15 protein-coding genes are annotated in these 21,791 nt (G+C 63.3%); 6 read left to right on the top strand and 9 right to left on the bottom strand.

Features of this window, described 5'->3' with window-relative positions:
• Positions 1–37: 37 nt before the first annotated feature.
• From PC358_RS02315 to PC358_RS02300, 4 genes are all read right to left on the bottom strand, one after another.
• Positions 38–1,717 (bottom strand): MFS transporter, encoded by a 1,680-nt coding sequence (locus PC358_RS02315; RefSeq protein WP_033697271.1) that lies wholly within the window; start codon positions 1,715–1,717, stop codon positions 38–40.
• 199 nt (positions 1,718–1,916) lie between these two features.
• Positions 1,917–2,351, bottom strand: coding sequence for a VOC family protein (locus PC358_RS02310; protein ID WP_033697270.1), 435 nt, complete (start codon positions 2,349–2,351; stop codon positions 1,917–1,919).
• Between the two features lie 76 nt (positions 2,352–2,427).
• A complete protein-coding gene (locus tag PC358_RS02305; RefSeq protein ID WP_033697269.1) occupies positions 2,428–3,348 on the bottom strand; it encodes an alpha/beta fold hydrolase in 921 nt (306 codons plus the stop codon).
• A gap of 216 nt (positions 3,349–3,564) precedes the next feature.
• On the bottom strand, positions 3,565–6,081 hold the full coding sequence (locus PC358_RS02300) for a UvrD-helicase domain-containing protein (protein WP_050506034.1): 2,517 nt from the start codon (positions 6,079–6,081) through the stop codon (positions 3,565–3,567).
• Between the two features lie 175 nt (positions 6,082–6,256).
• Here PC358_RS02300 and PC358_RS02295 point away from each other — a divergent pair, with 175 nt between their 5' ends.
• The 5 genes from PC358_RS02295 (at position 6,257) to PC358_RS02275 (ending at position 14,057) form a co-directional block, all read left to right on the top strand.
• Entirely contained in the window at positions 6,257–6,955 is a 699-nt protein-coding gene (locus PC358_RS02295; protein WP_033697268.1) for a pirin family protein, read from the top strand.
• A gap of 138 nt (positions 6,956–7,093) precedes the next feature.
• The gene (locus tag PC358_RS02290) at positions 7,094–9,895 is read left to right on the top strand and encodes a non-ribosomal peptide synthetase (RefSeq protein WP_033697266.1); all 2,802 of its coding nucleotides are present in this window, start codon (positions 7,094–7,096) and stop codon (positions 9,893–9,895) included.
• Between the two features lie 96 nt (positions 9,896–9,991).
• Positions 9,992–10,522 carry a sigma-70 family RNA polymerase sigma factor gene (locus PC358_RS02285; RefSeq protein WP_033697263.1) on the top strand — a complete coding sequence of 177 codons (531 nt, stop codon included), beginning with the start codon at positions 9,992–9,994 and terminating at the stop codon, positions 10,520–10,522.
• A 2-nt stretch (positions 10,523–10,524) separates the two neighbouring features.
• The gene (locus tag PC358_RS02280; RefSeq protein WP_033697261.1) at positions 10,525–11,472 is read left to right on the top strand and encodes a FecR domain-containing protein; all 948 of its coding nucleotides are present in this window, start codon (positions 10,525–10,527) and stop codon (positions 11,470–11,472) included.
• 134 nt (positions 11,473–11,606) lie between these two features.
• On the top strand, positions 11,607–14,057 hold the full coding sequence (locus tag PC358_RS02275) for a TonB-dependent siderophore receptor (RefSeq protein ID WP_033697259.1): 2,451 nt from the start codon (positions 11,607–11,609) through the stop codon (positions 14,055–14,057).
• An 84-nt stretch (positions 14,058–14,141) separates the two neighbouring features.
• On the opposite strand, the gene PC358_RS02270 is transcribed toward PC358_RS02275, so the two are convergent.
• Entirely contained in the window at positions 14,142–15,992 is a 1,851-nt protein-coding gene (locus PC358_RS02270) for a DUF3857 domain-containing transglutaminase family protein (RefSeq protein ID WP_033697257.1), read from the bottom strand.
• Between the two features lie 106 nt (positions 15,993–16,098).
• Positions 16,099–16,578, bottom strand: coding sequence for an isochorismatase family protein (locus tag PC358_RS02265; protein ID WP_033697255.1), 480 nt, complete (start codon positions 16,576–16,578; stop codon positions 16,099–16,101).
• Positions 16,579–16,797: 219 nt separating this feature from the next.
• Between PC358_RS02265 and PC358_RS02260 the strand changes: the two genes are divergently transcribed.
• Positions 16,798–17,238, top strand: a complete 441-nt coding sequence (locus PC358_RS02260; protein ID WP_033697253.1) for a GNAT family N-acetyltransferase — start codon at positions 16,798–16,800, stop codon at positions 17,236–17,238.
• Between the two features lie 11 nt (positions 17,239–17,249).
• On the opposite strand, the gene PC358_RS02255 is transcribed toward PC358_RS02260, so the two are convergent.
• The 3 genes from PC358_RS02255 to PC358_RS02245 form a co-directional block, all read right to left on the bottom strand.
• On the bottom strand, positions 17,250–19,727 hold the full coding sequence (locus PC358_RS02255; RefSeq protein WP_081874701.1) for a TonB-dependent siderophore receptor: 2,478 nt from the start codon (positions 19,725–19,727) through the stop codon (positions 17,250–17,252).
• A gap of 521 nt (positions 19,728–20,248) precedes the next feature.
• Positions 20,249–21,196 (bottom strand): FecR domain-containing protein, encoded by a 948-nt coding sequence (locus tag PC358_RS02250; RefSeq protein WP_033697251.1) that lies wholly within the window; start codon positions 21,194–21,196, stop codon positions 20,249–20,251.
• Between the two features lie 3 nt (positions 21,197–21,199).
• Positions 21,200–21,709 (bottom strand): sigma-70 family RNA polymerase sigma factor, encoded by a 510-nt coding sequence (locus tag PC358_RS02245; protein ID WP_033697249.1) that lies wholly within the window; start codon positions 21,707–21,709, stop codon positions 21,200–21,202.
• Positions 21,710–21,791 lie beyond the last annotated feature (82 nt).

The following is a 21,791-nucleotide window of genomic DNA, read 5'->3' as shown; positions in this document are numbered from 1 at the left end:
CGCCCGTGCCAGGGCGCTCCTGCATACAGCGACAGGATCAGGTGTGGCTGATGTCCCGGTCCTTGGTCTCCGGCATGAAGAAGATCCCCAGCACCGCCGTCATCAGCGCGATCACGATCGGGTACCACAAGCCGTAGTAGATATCCCCGGTCGCCGCCACCATGGCAAACGCCACGGTCGGCAGGAAGCCGCCGAACCAGCCGTTGCCGATGTGGTACGGCAGCGACATCGAGGTGTAACGGATGCGCGCCGGGAACAGCTCCACCAGCCAGGCCGCAATCGGCCCGTAGACCATGGTCACGTAGATCACCAGGATAGTCAGCAGCAACAGCACCATCGGGTAGTGGATTTTCGCAGGGTCGGCCTTCTCGGGGTAACCCGCCTCTTTCAGCGCGCCGCCAAGGGTGGCGGTGAAGGCATCATTCTGCGCCTTGAAGTCGGCTGCGGCCAGGCTGCGCCCGTCAAAGCTCGGGATCACCCGCTCGCCGATACGGATCTGCGCCACACTGCCAGGCTCGGCCTTTTCGTTGGAGTAAGGGATCGCGCGCTTGGCCAGCACGCTCTTGGCAAGGTCGCAGGAGCTGGTGAATTTGGCCTTGCCCACCGGGTCGAACTGGAACGCGCACTGGCCGGGGTCGGCCACCACCACTACGGGGTTCTGCTCCTGAGCGACGAACACGTCGGGGTTGCCGTACTCGGTCAGCGCCTTGAAGATCGGGAAGTAGGTCAGCGCCGCGATGATGCAGCCAGCCATGATGATCTTCTTGCGCCCGATGCGGTCCGACAGGCTGCCGAAAATGATGAAGAACGGCGTGCCGATCAGCAGCGAACCGGCAATCAGCAGGTTGGCGGTCTGTGGGTCGATCTTCAGTGTCTGCAACAGGAAGAACAGCGCATAGAACTGCCCGGTGTACCACACCACGGCCTGGCCGGCGGTACCGCCGAGCAGCGACATGATCACCACCTTGAGGTTCTCCCAGCGGGCGAACGATTCGGTCAGTGGCGCCTTGGACGCCTTGCCCTCGGCCTTCATCTTCAAGAACACCGGCGACTCGTTGAGCTGCATACGGATGTACACCGAGATGGCCAGCAACAGGATCGACAGCAAGAACGGAATGCGCCAGCCCCAGGCTTCGAAGGCCTCGGTGCCCATGGCCGTGCGGCAAGCCAGGATCACCAGCAGCGACAGGAACAGCCCCAAGGTCGCGGTGGTCTGGATCCAGGCGGTAAAGAAGCCACGCCGGCCCTTGGGCGCATGTTCGGCCACGTAGGTTGCCGCCCCTCCGTATTCACCGCCCAGTGCCAGGCCTTGCAGCAGGCGCAGGGTGATGAGGATGATCGGCGCGGCCACGCCGATCGTCGTATAGCTGGGCAATAACCCGACCAACGCGGTGGACAGGCCCATGATGACGATGGTGATCAGGAAGGTGTGCTTGCGCCCGATCAGATCGCCCAGCCGGCCGAACACGATGGCGCCAAACGGTCGCACGGCAAAGCCTGCGGCAAACGCCAACAGGGCGAAGATGAACGAGGTGGTCTCGTTGACGCCGGCAAAGAAGTGCTTGGCGATGATCGCGGCCAGTGAGCCGTACAGGTAGAAGTCGTACCATTCGAACACTGTGCCCAGGGACGAGGCGAAGATAACCTTGCGCTCCTCCCGGGTGATACCGCGTTGGGGCGCGCTACTGCCCGTGGATGCGCTGTCGATAACCGCCATGGGTTGCCTCCGTCTTGTTGTTATCCCAGGCCGGAGCACCTCACACCCATTTCACCGTCGCACCCAGGCCCTAGGGCTTGCATTGGTTGCGCGAAGCACGACGAGGCGGGCCGCCTCGGATCGCAGCAAGGTATCTGAAGCATAATCGGCTTTACCGGGATATCCACTCGCCGTGATGGCGAACTGGCACACGGGCGCGTCATTGCCTTTTAGGCGCCTCGGGCGACGGAATCGGCCCTTTGAGCTCGACCTGGTTGCCGTCCGGGTCAAAGCAATACACCGACAACCCCTCGCCCTCGGCGCCGTAGCGCTTCTCGGCAGGCTCCACCTGCACCCCCGCAGCGCGCAGGTAAGCGGTCAATGCCTGTTCATCGAAGGGTTCGATACGCAGGCAGAAATGATGCAGGTTGCGCCCCTCTGCGCCCGGGGCAGCGCCACCGGGCTGCCCCAGCACACCGTCCAGCGTAACCAGGTCGATCATCGCCGTACCCGTGGCCAGGTGGACCATGCCCAGGTCCTCACGCACCCTGCTGACCGTGCAGCCGAGCACATCCACATAAAAGGCGATGCTGCGCGGCAGGTCACTGACCCGCAGCACAAGGTGGTCGATGCGCTTGATGGCGAACGGTCGCATGTCGGAGCTCCTTGTGGCGGCTGCGCGAGGTGAACCGCCACCATAGCCCAGTACCCGGCGCGCTGGCCATTGCCCGCTACTCGTTGACCAACCGCGGCAGTACCCCGCCTTCGTGCCGCGCCAACAACCGCAGAAGCTGATCGACCAGGGCCCGATCGGGCGCTTCCAGGTGGAAGTGGTGCCCGCCGGGGTGCCAGGAAACCTTGGCGTGGCTGGGCAAGGCCGCCTCACGCTGGGCAAAGGCGTTACCGCTGAAAGCGCCTTGCCGACCGAACATCAAGTACAGCGGGCAGCGGATCTGGCTGAGCAGGTCACAGGCTTCGCGCTCGGTCAACGGCATGGGCTCGGGCAGCACCAGGCGCGGGTCGTGGCGCCAGCAATAGCCATCGCTGAGCTGCAACAGGTCGCGTTGCGCCAACAGCCGTGCGGCGCCCTCCGACAGCTCGCCATCCAGGCGCGTGCGCCGCTGCTCCAGGGCAGAGGCGAGGCTGTCGAAACGGCTCGCATCGGGCTCGGAGAAACCCTGCAACTGGCTGCGCTGAACCATGCGCTTGAGCCGATAAGCGCGGGCCAGGTGCTGTACGCGGTCATCCTCGGCGACCGTGAACGGCGCCCCCATGCCATCGAGAAAAACCATGCTGGCGATACCGCTGGTCATGGCCGCCAGCAGCGATGCGACGCCGGTGCCCATGCCGTGCGCCAGCACATGAAATTGCGCCAGCCCCAGGGCGTCGGTCACCGCCAGCATGTCCTCGGCGTGCTCCCACAGGTAGTAGCCACTGTCGTGGCGGCGATGGTCCGAACGGCCATGGCCGACCAGGTCGGGGGCCACCACGAAACAGCCATCGAGCATCGGTGCCAGGCGCTCGAACGAGGCGGCGTTGTCCAGCCACCCATGCAGGGCCAGCACGGGAATGCCGTCCTCCGGGCCCCAGCAGCGTATGGCAATCTGGATGCCATTGAGGTCAAGCAGGTGATCCTTGGGTGTTGCACGCATGGGTACGCTTCCTGACTTGAAGCCTGGCACGACCACACCAGGCCGAATACGCCGCCGGCCTCCTTCGAAGCAGATCGCCAGCGACAACCCTTGCGCCGGGCCGCACGGGGCTCCGACAGGTTACCTTGGCGTAACGGCAGGCGACTGATTGGCCCGTCACCGACTGTGACTTAGCCATCACCGACCCTCAGGTTCAAGCCCGTGCACCCATGCACGTCACTGGCCGCGCAGGTCCTCGAAGAAGGCCTGCCGGCCATCCACCTGGCCCGACGCCCGGGGCGCCGCTGGCGCTTCGCTGTTGGCCGCTTCCACATGCCAATAGCAGTGCCTGACCGCACGCGTGACCGCCACGTAGGCCAGCCGCTGGACCTCTTCCTTCTGCGCCGTATCGAATGCCTGGGCATCACCGGGCTTACCAAGGCCGGCCAAGCGATACACCTGGTTCTTGTAGGGCGAACTGGTCAGGTATTGGCAGTCGCCGAGCATGAACACCGCATCGGCCTGCAAGCCTTTGGCGCTGTGATAAGTCAGCTGCCGCAGCCGACGCTGCTCGGCGGGCAATCCAGCCTCGGCGTGCAGCACCGCTTGCAGGTGTTCGTTCATCACGGCTTTATCGCTACCCTTGCGGTACAGCATCATCACCGACTCGCCACGTTGATAATGCTCGATCAGGGTCTCGCCCAGCGCCGCCTCATCACGGTCGAACACCTTGACCGGCGAGCCCGGCAACTCGGCTGCAGGCCCACTGGCCCGGGCCTTCTTGCCGGTGATCGCCGGGGTGCCCTTGACCAGGAACTCGGCAGCGTCGATCACCTGCTGCTGGCAGCGGTAGTTCTCGACCATCATCACCCGGGTGTTGGCCGGCGACACGAATGCCTTGGTGAACTCCATGAAGTACTTCGGCGAACTGCCGCGCCAGCCATAGATCGATTGCCAGTCGTCCCCCACACACAACAGCGAGGAATGCTGGGCATTACGACCGGTGTGCATCGACGGCCCGCGCCGGCGGATCTCGGCAAGGCTGGCACGCAGCCAGCTGACGATCTGCGGCGAAACGTCCTGGAACTCGTCGATCATCAGGTGCGCCAGCGGCCTGAGCAAGGGGTCAGGCAGCAGTTGCAGGTTTTCCGGGTTGTTCTCGCCAAACAGGGCGAACATGCGGTTGTAGCTCATCACCGGTGGCGACTGGCTCAGCAGATGTGCCTCCAGGGCTTTCCAGTACAAGGCCAACGCTTCGAAGAACAGGCCGTCGCTGTCGCCTGCCGGGAAGCTCATCGCCGCCACGGCGCTGTTCACGTCAAGGCCCAGGTTTTCGATGAAGTTGGCGGCGCCGACAAAGGCGTCGAGCAGCGGTGCCGGGGCCAGTTCACCCTTGACCTTGTATTCGAAGCCGGGGCCGGCCACCGCATCACCGGCCAGGGACGCAGCCAAACGCCGGGCGGCTGCATAGTTGTCCAGCCAGATCAGGGGCTTGTCGCAGAACGCCTGCAACAGGGTGCGCTTGACCGCCCACTCGGCACGCACCGCCAGCTTGGCGCCGGGGCGCTGGTACTGCGCGCTCTCTGCGGGGTCGAAGCCCAGCACCACCCAGGCACCCTGCCCCTGCAGGCGGCCATGCACATGGAAGCGGCTGCCGCGGATTTCGAGCGTGTCGCGGCACGGCTCGATGCCCTTGATCGGCCAGGCACCTGCAGCGAACCACAGGTCCTCGATCACATCGCACAGCTCTTCGTCGCGCTGGGCGGCCAACTGCGTCACCTGCGCACGCTTTTGCACATCGGGGTGGTTGGGGTCCAGCGGCTTGAGCTGCAACGCCTCGCTGCGCAACAGGCCAACAAGCTCGGCGAAACGCGGGTTCTCGCCCAGCAAGGTGCTGTAGCAGAGGTTGAGCTGCTGGCGTTGCGCATCGTTCAGGCGCAGGTCGAACGGGTTGCTCTCGGCCTCGGCCTCACGGCCGGCCGGCATCTCGTTGCCCAGCGTCTCGAACGCACGCACCTGGCCAAAGCCTGGCAGGCTGCGTACCAGCGGCAAGATGCGCGAATGGAAGGTGCGCACCAGCTCACGGGCAAGCGCGGGCTGCAGGTCGATCTGCCACAAGGCGAACACCTGCAACAGGCGCTTGATGAAGTCTTTGCGCGACTCGCGGGTGAAGGTGACCACGGTCATCGCATCCAGCTCGTAGCCCAGGTAATGGCGCAGCAGCAGAATCCGCAGTACCAGCGAGGTCGACTTGCCCGCCCCGGCCCCGGCCACCACACAGGTGGAGGGGGTGTCGCTGAAAATCAGCTTCCACTGCGCCGCACTGGGTTGCGCTTCGGCCGGCAGGCGCTGCGCCACATCAGCCTTGAAGCGCTTTTTCAGTTCGGCGGTCAACGGCAGGCGCCAGTCGTCGAAAAGATTGTTGTCCTGGCCGGGCACGGCGGCGGTATCGGGGCGGGTATCGCGAATGACCAGCACCTGTCGCCCCGCCTCGTAGCCTTCTACCCGCCCGCGCTCGAAGCCTTCACGCACACCGTCCTCATGGCCACTGCGCTGCCCCGTGGCATGGCCGAGGAACCAGGAGTCGCGATGCTGGGCTTGCAGGCGGGTCAAGCCTCGGCCCAGCAGGCGGGCGGCTAGGCGGCGAAACCAGGGTAACTGGGCAGGTGGGGTCAGGTCGGCAGGCGCCTGGGGATGCTCGTGGGCCACGGTCACTCCGATGGAAAACAAATCAGCGTGCCATGTTCGCCGCATCCACCAAAAATCACCAGCGAATGCTTGCAGATCAGTGGATTAGGCGATGAAACGGATAAAACACCACACCCAGAGCAATCAATTTAATCGATTATAATTAGCCGATATTTACGCTTATTTTCGATCTTTCTTTGACGCATCATGGCCCCATTCCACCCATTCAAGGAGCACGACCATGCTGCAACTGCGACCCTTCGAAAGCCTCGGCCACGCCAACCACGGCTGGCTCGATGCCCATCACCATTTCTCGTTTGCCGAGTACTACGACCCCGCCCGTATGCACTGGGGCAACCTGCGAGTCTGGAACGACGACCTGATTGCGGCTGGCAGCGGTTTCCCGTCGCACCCGCACCGGGACATGGAAATCATCACCTATGTCCGTGAAGGCGCGATCACCCACCAGGACAGCCTGGGTAACAAAGGCCGTACCGAAGCGGGTGATGTGCAGGTAATGAGTGCAGGCTCCGGCATCGTCCATAGCGAGTACAACCTGGAGGACGTCGATACGCGCATTTTCCAGATCTGGGTGGTGCCTGAGCGGGTGGGCGATGCGCCGACCTGGGGCAGCCGGCCCTTCCCTAAAGGAGAACGTGGCGAAGGCTTCGTGACCCTGGCCAGTGGGCGTGCAGGTGACGAAGACAGTTTGCAGATTCGTACCGATGCACGGTTGGTGGCTGCGACGTTGCAGGCGGGGGAAAGCGCCGAGTACCGCTTTGATGCCGGGCGCCGTGGTTATCTGGTGCCGGCCAAGGGGGTGGTGGAGGTCAACGGCGTGCGCGTCAAGGCACGTGATGGGCTGGCCATCGAGCAAGAAGCAGTGTTGCGGGTTACGGCCATCGAAGACAGCGAGATCGTGCTGGTGGATGTTGCCTGAGTATCTGGGGCTGCGAAGCGGCCCCAAAATTGCTCCTCAACACAATCACCGCAGGGGCATTGGCGCCAAACGCCAGCCTGCACTAGCGTTGTGCTATCCAGCCAACCCCCTGCCGTTGATGCGGAGCAAACACCCAACATGCCGGATATGCGCCCGAACCCGACGCAGAACCTGGAATATCGCGCCGAGCGCCCGATCTTTCACGCCTTTGTGGAGCAAGCAAAGCACTCGCCCGATGCCACCGCCATCATCGCCCACGACGCCACCTGCAGCTACGGCCAGCTAGACCGCATCAGCCAGGGCATTGCCACGTACCTGCTGGAAAACGGCGCCAATGGCAGCGATCGGCTGGTAATTGTCGCCAGCCGTGGTGCCGCGCTGGTTTATGCCATGCTCGGCGCCTTGCGCGCCGGCCTGACCTTCACCGTGGCCGACGCCGCTTACCCTGCTGCGCGCATTGCGCAGATCATCCACACCCTCGAACCAGCCTTTGTCTTGCGCTGTGGCGATACCCAGGTCGAGCCAGGCCTTGCCCGCACCGTCAACGTGCCACCCTGCCCCGACCAAGCACTGCAACACTTCGCCAGCAAGCAGTCGCCCCTGCCTGAGGTTAGCCCCGCGCAGCCGGCCTATATCACCTTCACCTCAGGCAGCACTGGCGAACCGAAGGGCATCGTCACCCACCACGCGCCCCTGGTGCATTTCATCGACTGGCATGTGCAGCAGCAGGGTTTTACCCGGGGCGACTGTTTTTCCCTGCTCTCGGGCCTGGGCCACGACCCGGTCTACCGGGACGTGTTCACGCCGTTGTCGATCGGCGCAACGGTCGTCTGCCCGGCCCAGGCCACCCTGACCGACCCGTCGCGCCTGGCCGCCTGGATACACCACCACGGCCTGTCGGTCATCCACCTGACCCCGCCCCTGGGCAAGCTCATCGAAACCGGCGCGCGCATGAACGGGCAGGTGTTCGAGCGCCTGCGCTACCTGTTCTGGGGCGGCGATGCACTCAGCCCTACGCTGTACCAGCAGGTGCGCGCGATTGCGCCCAACGCCAGCAGTGTGAATTTCTACGGCACCACCGAAACGCCGCAGGCCATGGCGTACCACCCACTCGACCCGGGCGCCGATAACAGCCGCATCCCTTTGGGTAAAGGCATAGACGGCGCGCAGCTGTTAATCATCGATGAAGCCAACCGCCTGGTCGAAGCGGGCGAAGTCGGGGAAATCCTGATCCGCAGCCCTTACCTGTCGCTAGGCTATTGGGGTGACCCGGCACTGACCGCAGAAAAGTTCGTGGCCAACCCCTTCACCGGCGCCCAGGCCGACCGCTGCTACCGCACTGGCGACCTCGGCACTTACCTGGCCGATGGCAGCGCCAGCTTCCTGGGGCGCGGCGACAGCCAGGTGAAAATTCGTGGCCACCGCATCGAACTGGCGGAAATCGAAAATGCCCTGTGCCAGCATCCACGCGTCAAACAGTGCGTGGTGCTGGCCAACCACGACAACGCGACGGTCAGGCTGGTTGCCTATTGCGTTGCCGAGCAACCCGTAGGCACCGCTGAACTGCGCCAAGCCATGGCGGGCATGCTGCCCGACTACATGGTGCCGGCGATGTTCCTGTTGGTGCCCGGCATCCCCCTCACACCCAACGGCAAGGTCGACAAACGCGCCTTGCCAGCGGCGTTCGACGGCAGCGACACCCTCGACAACGCGGCCACGCAGCCACTGTCACCGCTCGCCCTGAAACTGACCGACGCCTGGTCACAGATCCTGCAGGCCTCGCGCATCGATGCCCGGCTCAGCTTCGTGGAGCTCGGCGGCGATTCATTGTCGTTCGTGCGCGCGTCGATGGTGCTGGAAGAACTGATCGGCCACCTGCCGGATCGCTGGGAAATGATCCCGGTCCAGGACCTGGCCGAACTGGCCGAGCAGCGCAGCAAGGCCTCGAAGTGGTCGATGCGGGTCATGGAGGTGCCGGTTTTCCTGCGGATGATCGCCATCATCCTGATTGTGGTTGGCCACCTGGAGGTGTTTTCCGAATGGCGGATCGCAGGCGAAACGTCAGTGCTGTTCCTGATCTCTGGCATCAGCCTGGCCAGGTTCCAGTTCAAGGCCATCGACGAGCGCGGTGACGCCCGTATGCTGGTCAAGTCGGTGGCAGCCATCGCGGTGCCGACCATTGCCTATACGGTGTTGGTTCAGGCGCTGTTCGACCAGGTGCATTGGCAATCGCTGCTGTTGATCTCCAACTGGTTCCCCCCCGACAAGGTCGGCATCTTCGCCTACTGGTACATCGAAGTGCTGGTGCAGATGATCCTGGTCATTGGCCTTGTGTTGTCGTTCAAACGCGTGCGCAAGGCGATCCTTGCCAACCCGTTCCGCTGGCTGACCATGGCCGCCTGCGCGCTGATGGTGGCGGATCTGCTGCTCAGCCATTTCGTCTTCGACGCCACGGCCCTGCTCAACCGCGTGCCCCAGCATTACCTGGCGGTGATGGTGCTGGGCATGGCGATTCACTACGCCGACTCGACGCTGCGCAAAGGCGTCGCCAGTGCAGTGGCGGTACTGCTGATTGCCGAGCTGGACCTGGTGGCCATTGCCGGCATCGGCTGGCAAGCGTTTGCCAGTTACTTCGATATTGCCCTGCCGGCGATGCTCGCCTTGATCTGGTTCCACGCTGTGCCCGTGCCGGGCGTGGTTGCCAGGGCGGGGGCGATGATCGCGTCGTCGACCTTGTTCATCTACCTGACGCACTTCCAGTTCCAGTCGCTGGCGCGCCACATCTACGATCAGCCGTTGTTCGCGGTGGCCCTGGCGCTTGTCGGTGGCGTAGTGCTGAGCTACTGCTGGAACACCCTGCTGCGCAGCGTACTGACACGCTGGCACGTGAGCAGGAAGGCGCGCGCAGCGCAGGCCTTGGAACGCGTGACTTCCTCTTGAACAAGGCAATGCCCGCCCGCTGGTGATTGCCAAGCCTGAAACAGTTTGCATAAAATGCGAACCATTAACATTTGCAACTCTTTTCAGGCGGCATGGATGAGCACCCCGGACGTAGCCCTCAATTCCCAGGTCAGCCAGCTCTACCGTGCGCAGAGCAAATGGCTGCACGGCTGGCTGACACCCCGGGTCAACTGTACCCACCTGGCCGCGGACTTGGTCCAGGACGTGTTCGTTCGCGTGATGACGGCCGCCGATGCGGCGGCCAAGCTCGAAGCGGTCCGTGAACCCAAGGGCTACCTGGCCACGATCGCCCGTCGCCTGATGATCGACCACCTGCGCCGGGTGCACCTGGAGCGGGCCTGGCTGCAGGTACTGGCAGAGCAACCCGAAGCGTTGGATATCTCGGCCGAACAACGCTTGTCGCTGCTGCAAACGTTGTTCGAACTCGATGCGATGCTGGCAGCGCTTGGCGCCAATGTGCGGGAGGCATTCTTGCTGTCGCAGGTCGATGGCATGCCGTACAAACGCATCGCCGCCCAGTTGGGCGTCTCTGAAGTGACGGTGCGCCGCTACATTGCCAAAGCGGCGGAACACTGCATGATCTACAGCCTGACCCACGGCCAGTGAGCATGGCTTTGAGTGCCGAGCAGCGCACAGCCCTGCGTCAGGCCGCGCATTGGTACAGCCAGCTCAACAGCGGTGAAGTGCAGCCCAGCGACCATAGCGCCTGGCAGTCATGGCTGAACGCTGCGCCCGCCAATGCCTGGGCCTGGCAGCAGGCCGAGCGTTTGCAGACCCGCATGAGCGCAACCCCTGCCCCGGCCACCAGCCGTGTACTGTCGCTGGCGGCGCATGGCCGCCACGCCACCCGCCGCCGCGTGGTCAAGGCCGGGCTGGTACTGCTGGGTGGCAGTGCACTGGGCTTGGGTAGCTATCGCGAAATGCAGTATTCACCGTTGCTGGCTGATGAACGCAGTGGCGTGGGTGAACAGCGTTCACTGACCCTGAAAAACGGCAGCACGCTGCTGCTCAACAGTGCCTCGGCAGTTGATATCGATGACACCCGCGAACAGCCGCATGTGCGGCTGCGCCAGGGCGAGATCATGGTCGAGGTGCCAGAGCAGCAACGCTGCAGCGTGGTGACCCGGCACGGCAGCATCGCGGCTGGCCACAGCCGCTTTTGCGTGCGGCTGTTCGATGACGCCAGCAAGCTCGATGTGTTTGGCCAGCAGGCACGTGTGACGCTTGCCTCGGGCCAGGCCATGGAGGTGCACGGCGGCCAGAGCTGCCAGTTCGATGGCAAGGGCTTTTCGGCTGTGCAGACGCTGGCCAACGCCGCAGACGCCTGGAGCAGAGGCTTGCTGATCGTCAATGACCAACGCCTGGACACCTTCGTCACCGAGGTTTCACGGTACCGGCCAGGTTGGCTGCACTGCGCGCCGTCGGTTGCTGGCCTGCGCATCAGCGGCACCTATCGGCTCGATGATACCGAGCAGATCTTGCGGGCACTGGCTACCTCCTTGCCGGTGCAGGTGCAGCGTCGCACGCGTTTCTGGGTGACGATTACTGCGGCTTAAGTGGTATTTTGGGGCACCTCAACATTTCGCTCTCCCCCCAAAAAACCACCATGCCTGATCACTTTCGCGCGGCTCATCCGACTCATAGGTAACCCCAGCTGTGGCTGCCTCTTTACCTTTCCGAGACCTCGACGATGACCTGCCGCTTCACTCTCAGGCCCTTCAGCGCGCCAGACCTGCGCACCTGCCTGCTGTTGACTGCTTTGCTCGGTGGGCCGGGCGCAGCCTGCGCCGCGCAAGCGCATGACTACCACCTGCCGCAAGGGGACCTGGGCGCAACATTGACCCAGTTCGCTGCAGAGTCCGGCATTGTGCTGTCGTTCGACACCCAGTGGACGCGCGGTAAACGCTCGCCGGCCTTGAATGGCCAGTACCCGGTCGACCAGGCCCTGCAGATTCTGCTCAGCGGCACAGGCTTGCAGGCCGTCAAGGAAAGCGACGGCCGCTACTCGCTGCTGCTCACCACCCACCAGGGTGACGTGGTGGAACTGGCCCCCAGCCGCATCGACGGCCAAGGCCTGGGCAACATCACCGAAGGCACTGGCAGCTACACCACCGGTGGCTCGACCACCGCGACCAAGCTACCGCTGACCCTGCGCGAGACGCCCCAGTCTGTCAGCGTGATAACCCGCCAGGCCATCGACGACCACGGCTCGCAAGACATCGGCGAAGTGCTGCGCAACACCCCCGGGGTTTCGGTGCAGGCGTATGACAGCGAGCGCATGGAGTATTCCGCGCGCGGCTTTGCCATCACCAACTACCAGTACGATGGCGTCAACACCATCTATGACGGCGTCTACGACGAGGGCGCGACCCATGTCGACATGGCCGCCTACGACCGCGTGGAAGTCATCAAGGGCGCAACCGGGCTGATGACCGGCTCCGGCGACCCCTCCGCCACGGTCAACCTGATCCGCAAGAAGCCTACCCACGACTTCAAGGCCTCGATCACCGCCAGCGCTGGCTCCTGGGACAACTACCGCACCGAAGGTGACATTTCCGGCCCGCTCAATGCCAGCGGCAGCGTGCGCGGCCGTTTCGTCGGCGCCTACCAGGATCGCAAGTCGTACCTGGATCACTACAAACAGAAGAAGGACGTCTACTACGGCATTCTCGAAGCCGACCTGACGCCCGACACGCTGCTCACCTTCGGCATCGACAACCAGACCACCACCCCGCGCGGCTCCTCCTGGACCGGTAACCCGACGTACTTCTCCGACGGCAGCCGCACCGACTTCTCGCGCTCGCACAACCCCGGGGCCGACTGGAGCCGCCGCGACTTCCAGTCCACCACCTACTTCGGCTCGCTGGAGCAGGCGCTGGCCAACGACTGGAAGGTCAAGCTCAGCCTCAACCACATGATCAGCGACCATGACACCCGTCTGGCATCAGCCAGTGGTGGCAACCCCGACGCCACGACCGGCGAAGGCATGTTCTTCTATTGGGGGCGCTGGGAAGGGCATCGTGTGCAGAACACCGCAGACCTGAGTGTGTCGGGGCCCTTCACCCTGTTCGGCCGTCAGAATGAGCTGGTCGCAGGCTTCATGACCTCGCATTCGCGCCTGACCGGCGACACCTACGACGGCAGTGCCTTCGCCCAAGTACCGGGCTCGATCTTCGACTGGAACGGCAAGGTTGCGGAACAGGACTTCCCGAAGAACGGCGACTACACCACCACCCAGAGCCAGAACGGCGCTTACGTGGCCACACGCCTGAAGCCGACCGACAACCTCTCGGTGATCCTCGGCACCCGGGTCAGTACCTTCAAGTACAACGACGACCAGGACTACTACCCGACCTCGCCCCTGGATGACACCCACGCCAGCTACAAGCAGCACGGCGTCGTCACCCCTTACGCCGGCGTGGTCTATGACCTGGATGACACGTACTCGGTGTACGCCAGCTACACCTCGATCTACCAGCCGCAAGTCTACAAGGACGTCAGCGGCGCCACCCTCGACCCGGTGGAAGGCGATGGTTATGAGGCAGGCCTCAAAGCGGCCTATTTCGATGGCAGGCTGAACGCCACGCTGGCGTTCTTCCGTATCGAACAAGACAACGTCGCCTCTTCGGTGGGCACCAACCCGGTCACCAACGAGGGCATCTACACCGCCATCGACGGTGCCACCACCCAGGGCGTCGAACTGGAACTGGCAGGCGAACTGGCCCCGGGCTGGAACATCACCGCCGGTTACACCTACGCCCGTACGCGCGACGCTGACGACAACCGCCTGTTCGGCTTCCCGCTGGCGACCACCAAGCCTGAGCATGTGGCGCGGCTGTTCAACACCTACCGGTTGCCCGGCGTATTGGACCGCATCACCGTCGGCGGTGGGCTGCGTTGGCAGAGTGGGTTCTACGGCAGCATCTACAGCCCGGCCGCCAACGACTACACACGCATCAAGCAAGGCGGTTACACCCTGGTGGACCTGATGACCCGCTACCAGTACAGCGAGCACCTGAGCTTCACGGTCAATGCCAACAACGTGTTCGACAAGGTGTACCTGACCGGGCTTGGCAACTTCGGCACCACCTACTATGGCGAGCCACGCAACCTGATGGTCACCACCCGCTGGGACTTCTGAGCAAGCCCCCACCTGCAGCGCCCCTCATGAATCAATGGCTACGCATTGATCCATGAGGGGCGCTGCAGGGGCGGCCAGATCGGGCTAGCTGGCCTGTACGATGATCTGGCTCTGCAGGTCCCTGACCATCGCCTCGATGGCCGGCTTCATGGCGGCAAAATCTTCAGGTGAGCAGACCACATCCGGGCGGCTGAACTTGAAATGCCGCTCGATCACTACGGCATTGCCCTCCTGGGCATACTGCGCGCTGTACTCAACGTTGGCGTCCTGCAGACGCACTTGTTTGGGGATCGCCAGCACACTGACCTCAGGCGGGAATTCGAAGCGCGACTTTTCCACGGTGTCATTGGAAATGCACACGAAGCGCTGGCTGCGTTCCTTCTCCATGGCAAAGCTGTAGACGTTCTGTGAGATACCCCCCGCCAGGCTGCTCAAAGCCACCATGCCCACAGGCCCTGGCAGGTTGACGAGGTTTTCCGTGCGCCCATCGACGGCGCTGACAAAGTCGCCATTGGCGTTGCTCGGGCGCACCTCGAAGGTACCGCTGCCACGCTGCCCATAGGCACCGAGTACCTTTTCGACGAGCAGGTCGCGGTCCGCCGGTTTCATCGATTTCACACCGTAGCGGCTGACCTCGCTGGCCCAGCCTTGCACGGTCGCGACGTGGGTGAAGTCTGCGCCACCATCGCCCTTGACCTTGAACTGCAAGTCACTGGAAACCTTGTTGAGCTGGATGGCCGGGGTTCGCCCGAACTCACCCGTCGCGGTCAGCAGCACCCGCTTGTTCAACACGGCCAACGGCAGGTAGCCTGCGGCGATCGACGGGTCGGTGGAGTCCAGGTACAGGTCCAGGCTCGGCACATAGGTGATCACATGGTTCAACACCCCCAGCGCGGGCACCTTGGGGAACACGTAGGCGTTGCCCAGGTTGATCAGGGCCGGCGTGCTTTTGATCCCCGCCGCCGTCAGCAGCGCCTCAAGCAGGGCAACATGGTCCTTGCAGTCACCGTAACGGTTGTCCAGCACGGTTTGCGCCGCGTGCGGCACTACCCCGCCAGCGCCGACATACACGGCGACATAACGGATGTTTTCACGCACCCAGTCACTGAGCGTCAGTGCCTTTTCCCGCGTGGTGGGCAAATGGGCCGTGAGGCGTTGCGCCAGTTCGCGGATCGGTGCCGTGACCTCGACCTTGGCGCGTGCCTGGTAGGCCTGGGCGAACGCTTTGAAATCGGTGAATGTCGACACCGCCAGGTAGTGCCCGTAGTCCAGGTAGGACACCGCACTCGCCTCGATCCGCGCACGGTCCGCCGGCACGTAATCCCAGCGATAGACCTTGCGCCCTGGCGCAGCCGCCGGCAGCGACGCCTTGAAGTTGCGCGCATCAGCCTGCAGGGGCAGGCCCTCAGGCATGTCATAGATGAGCGTGAACTGCCCGACCGGGTGGAATTCCGGCACGGTGATGTCTTCGAACTGGCCAGGGAACAGCGGCGTGAAGCGGTTGCGCTGATAACGCAGCACCAGACGGTCCCCCACCGCAACCTCAGGGAAGATGATCACCTTGTTGACGCTGTCCTGAAACATCGGCGCCTGCGCGGATGCCTGCTCCTGCTGCTCCTTGATGTGCGCGGCGTCCACCATCACCTTGCGCCCATCGGGCTTTTGCGTGTACGCCTCGATCACATCCAGGGTTTCCAGCGACCGGTTGTAACTCACCGGGCGCTGGGCACTGGCCTTGATCGCGCGCTCCTCGTTGATCAACAGCACACTGTCGACATCCAGACGATTACTGCCATCCATCTGCACCACGAAGGTCTGCTCGACCTTTTCCAGGGTCGCGGAGTGGTCGGTGCCGTCGGTGAAGGCGTGCGCCAGGGCGCACCAATTCATGGCAACCGGCAGCAGCACAGCCACAAGGTAAGACTTTTTCAGCATGGAGTTCCTTCTCGATCCAGGTGTATCAAAGTTGCCATCAATCGACAATGATACTCATTGACGAATGCCGATGGCAAAATGATAGCACCGCTAGCGCCTTTTGCCCTCACCCGTGCAGCGAGGCCAGCACTTCAGCAGCGGTCGTCACTTGGCCAAAGTGATGCTTCCACAGGTCGATGCCCAACTGGCCGGACCTGTCCAGCGATGACCCTACCGTCATGTCGGTCACCAGCGTAGGCGCCAGCCCTGCATCGAACAGGGCGAAGCCAGCGGCAAGCACGCAGGTTTCGGTTTGCATGCCACACACCAGTACCCGCTCCACGCCCAGCTGCTTGATGTACTCGAGCGTTTCGACGGTCTGCCCGTAGCCATGCTTGACGAACACCTGGTCCGCCTCGATCAGGCTCTCGTCCTCGGCCGCCGGGTGCCAGCCAAGCTGGCGCTGAAACGGCGTGATCTGCTCATCGTGCAGCTCGACCGAGGCGACGGTCGGGATGTTCGCCGACAACCGCCGCAAACCGTCTACCAACCATTCGGGCGGGCTGAAGGTGGATTGAACATCGACGATAAGCAAAACCTGGCGCATAGGGCTCTCCGGCCACGGGCAAAAGGCGCCAAGTATAACGTGGCGCCCGTGCTGGGGTTTGTTGATAGCACGGGCGCTCTACCCTCATCGAGGCTACCGACGATGCGCCCTGCATCGTATACGGTGCATTTTTCTGAAAACTGCCTTATATGCATCGTATTTGATTCATAAGAACCTGCAGTTTTTACATCGCGCACGCACGCGTAGAGGTGAACAAAAATGGACTTGCGATCAACCATACGACTCGCCCAGCCCGAGGACGTCGAGGCGCTTTTTGCGCTGGACGCGATCGCTCGGGGTGATCGGCAACGGCAAACATTCATTGCACACGCAGTCACCTGCGGCCAGTGCTGGGTGGCCGCCGACGCGCACGATACATCGCAGCTGACAGGGTATGGCGTGCTCAACGATACCTTCTTCGATCAACCGTTCATTGCGCTGGTCGTGGTGAAGGAATCGGCACGCCGCCGCGGTATCGCGGCGGCCATCATGCGCGCACTGGAGTCGCAGTGCCGGGGTGGCAAGCTGTTCACGTCAACCAATGCTTCAAATGCGCCGATGCAGGGTGTGCTGGCTCAACTCGGCTTCATCAGGAGTGGGCAGATCGACAACCTGGATGACGGTGATCCAGAGCTCATCTTTGTCAAATTCCTCTCCTGAAATCGCGCCGGTCACCAATCGTAGGTCATCTCCACCGAGGCCACGCGCTCCTGGCCATAGTAGCAACCGAACGCATAGTTGCAGTCCGACACGTACTCGCGGTCGAAGATGTTCTGCACGTTCACGCTGGCCTGCAGGCCGCGCAGGCTTGGGTCGAGTTTGCCCATGTCGTAGCTGACGGTGGCGTCGTACACCGCATACGCCGGTACGTCGAACGAGTTGGACGAATCACCCGGTTTGCGGCCGGTGTAGCGTGCGCCTGCGCCGAATGTCAGGCCATTGAGCATGGCCTGGGTGAAGTGGTAATCCACCCACAGCGAGGCCGAAACCGGCGCTTGCGATTCGCTGCGGTTACCCTGGTCGCCATAGTTGCTCTTGGTATAGAACGAGTCGATGTAGGTTGCAGCGGCCAGCACATCGATATTGTCGAGGGTGGACTTGAGCTCCAGTTCAATGCCGCGCGAACGCACCTCGCCATCCTGCGCCTGGTACTGGGGGTTGTCGTCGTCCTGGGTAAGCACATTCTTCTGCGTGACCTGGAACACCGAGGCGGTCAGCAATGTGCCCTCGGCCGGCTGGTACTTCACCCCCACTTCGTACTGTTCACCCTCGGTCGGTTCAAACGACTTGCCCGCGGAGTCCGTGCCCAGCGTCGGCAAGAACGACTGCGAATAGCTGACGTAAGGCGCCAGACCAAACTCGGTGACGTAGGTCAGGCCGATACGGCCGGTGAACTTGTTGTCACGCTGTGAGGCGATGCTCTTGGCCAGCAGGTCCTTGTTGTCGATTTCGGCCCAGTCCTGGCGGCCGCCCACGGTCAGGATCCACTGGTCCAGCTTGATCTGGTCCTGCACGTACACACCGGTCTGGCGAACCGTGTTGTCCCATTGGGTGTCCAGCACCGGGGTCACGCTGCTGGTGTCGTAGTTGTTCTTGCCATACAGGTCGACCGGCAACACGTTGTAGGCGTTGTAGCCATCGTATTTGCGCGAGAAGTGGCGGTAGTCCACACCCGCGAGCGTGGTGTGCTGCAGCGCGCCGGTGTTGAACTTGTATTCCAGGTTGTTATCGAGGGTGTAGGCGATATTGTGCTGGCGCCAGTCGAGCTTGACCCGGTTGGCCCGGGTGTAATCGACGCTGTCGCCGTCCGAGACGAAGCTGCGCAGGTAGAACCCTTTGTAGCGATCCCGCACATCGGTGTAACGCGCCGTCGAACGCACGGCCAGGTCATCGCTGAAGCGGTGAGTGAAGTCATAGCCGAAGATGTACTGGTTGCGCTTGTAATCGTTGTAGTGCGAGTCGCCCGAGAAGAAGTCGCGGTCGATGTGCTGGCCCGTCGGGCCACGCTTGAGCGAGCCGATCATCGGCAGCGACTGGTAATCGGCAGCGCCATCGTCACGCTGCACCTGCGCCAGCACGGTGAAGGAGGTGTCCTCGTTCGGCGACCAGGTCAGGCTGGGTGCCAGCAGCAGGCGTTCGCTATGGGCGTGGGCCACCTGTTCGTTGCCCTTGTTGGCAACACCGACCAGGCGATAGGTAAACTCGCCCTGCTCATCCAAGGGGCCGCTGGTGTCGAAAGCACCGTTGGCGCGGTTGTAGCTGCCGGCGCCCAGCTTGACCTGGCTACGCTGTTCGCGGGTCGGGCGCTTGGAAACCATGTTGATCAGCCCGCCCGGCTGGTTTTGCCCATAGAGCACCGACGAGGGGCCTTTGAGCACCTCGATGCGCTCCAGGGTGTAGGGGTCGATCTGCGGTGCACCGCCCAGGCTGCCGGCATACGGCACGTATGCGCCGTCCAGGTACAGCGGGGTCGGGGCAAAGCCACGGCTGGTGATTTCGTCGGCAATGGTGTTGCGGTCGGTGAAGCCGCCCGTGGCCAGCCCCGGCGTGTAGCGCAGTGCCTGGGTCAGGTTGCGTGCGCCCTGGGCCTGCACCTGGTCGGCGGTGATCACGTTGATGGCCTGGGGTATTTCCAGGATCGGTGTATCGGTCTTGGTGCCTGTCGCACTGCGGGTGGCGACATAGCCGTTTACCGGGCCATAGGCCGATTCCACGGCGGTGCCGGTAATGCTGGTGCTGTCCAGTTGCAGCGTCGAGGCATCGCCGACCATGGGCAGCAGCGAGTAGCTGCCATTGGCCTGGCGCAGCACCTGCAATTTGCTGCCCACGAGCAGTTGGCGCAGGCCGGCCTCGGCACTGTAGCGGCCATGCAGGCCCGGCGAGCTCAGCGATTGGACGTAGGACGGCTCGAAGGAGACCGTCACCCCTGCCGCTGCCGCGAACTGGGTGAGCGCCGAGCCCAGCGGGCCGGCCGGGATGTCGAACGCGGCATCGGCGCGGGCCTGGGCGACGGCGGGCTGGGCAATCATCACCGCAGCCAGCGGGGTCGCCAGGGTGATGCTGAACAGTGCGCGATGGACTGAGCGGGCCAGTGCGGTTTTGGCGGCGTTGATGAGGATGACGGGGGTGCGAGTGTCTGTGGGGAGCATGGTATTCCTTTCGCCCTGCGGCAGTTTTTTATGGCGTCAGAGGCGCCTCTACTTACAAGTCGAATGAGAATCGGAATCGGTAACCCCCCTTATGTAAAAAAGGGCGCGTTTATGGAATGGGCTTGGTTGCGATTTTCTGGTTGGGAGATGGGTAGAGGCGACCCTGTGTTTGCCACGGCATTTTCAGCGCCTATGAGATCGAGCGCCGCCCGCGCGGCGCATCGCGACGCAAGGCCGCTCCTACATTTATTTCGGGCCAGTGAGGCCAGTGGCATTTGCGCGCGACCGCCTTGTTTGTACGACGCGATATTGAGGGGGGCACCAAGGGGCCGCGCGCCAATCCCCCAGGACTAATTGGCCCGAAACAAATGTAGGAGCGGCCTTGCGTCGCGATGCGCCGCGCGGGCGGCGCTCGATCTCATAGGCGCTGAAAATGCCAAGCCTGGCACCTGCCGCGCTCGATCTCATAGGCGCTGAAAATGTCGTGGCAAACACATGGCACCCCCTCAATACCCTCACCCTCAAACCGCCTCAACACGCGCCCAATAACGGCTGAACCGACGAACACGCACCGGCAAGGTAGTCGTGAGGTTATCCAGCACAGTGTCGATATTGCCCAAATGAAAAGCCCCAGACAGCCGCAGCTCACTGACCGCCTCATCACACCCAAGGTGCCCAGGCCGATAGCGTTGCAATTCGCTGACAACATCGCCAAGGCGCCAGTCATCCACCAGCAGCATGTCGCGGGTCCAGGCGTCAGGCAGCGCGGTGGCGGGCTGCACCAGCCCTACGCCATCGGCGCGAAAACTCAGTTGCTGGCCGGCCTCGACGCGCGTTGCGGCCAACGCATGCGCGCTGCGCACCTCCACGGCATGCTCCAGCACACAAACCCGGGTGCTATCGGCATCGCTGCGCACGGTGAACCGGGTGCCCAGGGCACGGATGCTGCCTTGATCGGTATGCACGATGAACGCTCGGGCCTGCTCGTCGCGGGCAGTTTCCACCGCTATCTCACCGCCCAACAGGTGCAATGCTCGCCATTGGGCGCTGTAGCGGATATCCACCGCCGTGGCCGTGTTCAACTGCAAGCGGCTGCCATCCTGCAAGCGCAGCGAACGGCGCTCGCCAACCCCTGTGCGCTGGTCGGCCATCAACCGCGCAACGCCCCCCTCGTTCCAGGCCAGCCCCCCTGCCCCGCCCGCAGCCAGCACGATCGACATCACCTTGAGCACCTCGCGGCGCTTGGCCCTGGCACTGCTCAGGGTCGGGCGGGCGATGCCCGGTGCCACCTGCTCGAACGTGCCCTGCAGGCGCGCCAGGCGTTCCCAGGCCTGCAGGTGCAGAGGATGGCTGTGCAACCAGCGCTGGTGCGCCGCGCGCGTGGTTTCATCCGCATCGCAACGCAACTCGACATACCAGCGCGCAGCGGCTTCGAGCACACGCCGGTCCAGGGGCTGAGCCTCGGCCACGGTTCAGTCCTCGGCCAGCATCAGGCAATGGGTCAGCGCACGCACGGCGTGCTTCTTGACGGTGGTGACCGAAACGTCCAGCCGCCGCCCGATCTCGACATAACTCAGCCCATCGAGTTGCGCCATCAGGAAGATTTCACGGGTGCGGGCGCCCAGGCCGTCGAGCAGGCGATCGATCTCCAGCAACGCTTCGATGATCAACGTGCGCGCCTCGGGCGAAACCTCGAACTGCTCGGGGCGGGCGGCCAGCGTTTCCAGGTAGGCCTGCTCAACGGCCCGACGCCGGAACATGTCGATCATCAGGCTGCGCGCGATACTGCTCAGATAGGCCCGTGGTTCACGCAGCTCGGCCGCCTTGCGCAGGGTCAGCACGCGGATGAAGGTGTCCTGGGCCAGGTCTGCGGCATGCTCGACACAACCGAGCTTGTTGCGCAGCCACCCACACAGCCAGGGATGGTGCTCGGCGTAGAGCGTGTGCACGGTTTTTTGCAGGGAGGGGTCAGCGCAGGACATGGAGTGAACCGGCAAGGGCGTCTTTAGTAATGACTCTCATTTAACCTGAGTCGTCTGGGGCTTCGCAACCCTTCATTCATGC

It is taken from the genome of Pseudomonas capeferrum (assembly GCF_000731675.1).
Lineage (GTDB): Bacteria > Pseudomonadota > Gammaproteobacteria > Pseudomonadales > Pseudomonadaceae > Aquipseudomonas > Aquipseudomonas capeferrum.
This window is presented reverse-complemented; position numbering and strand designations above follow the sequence as displayed.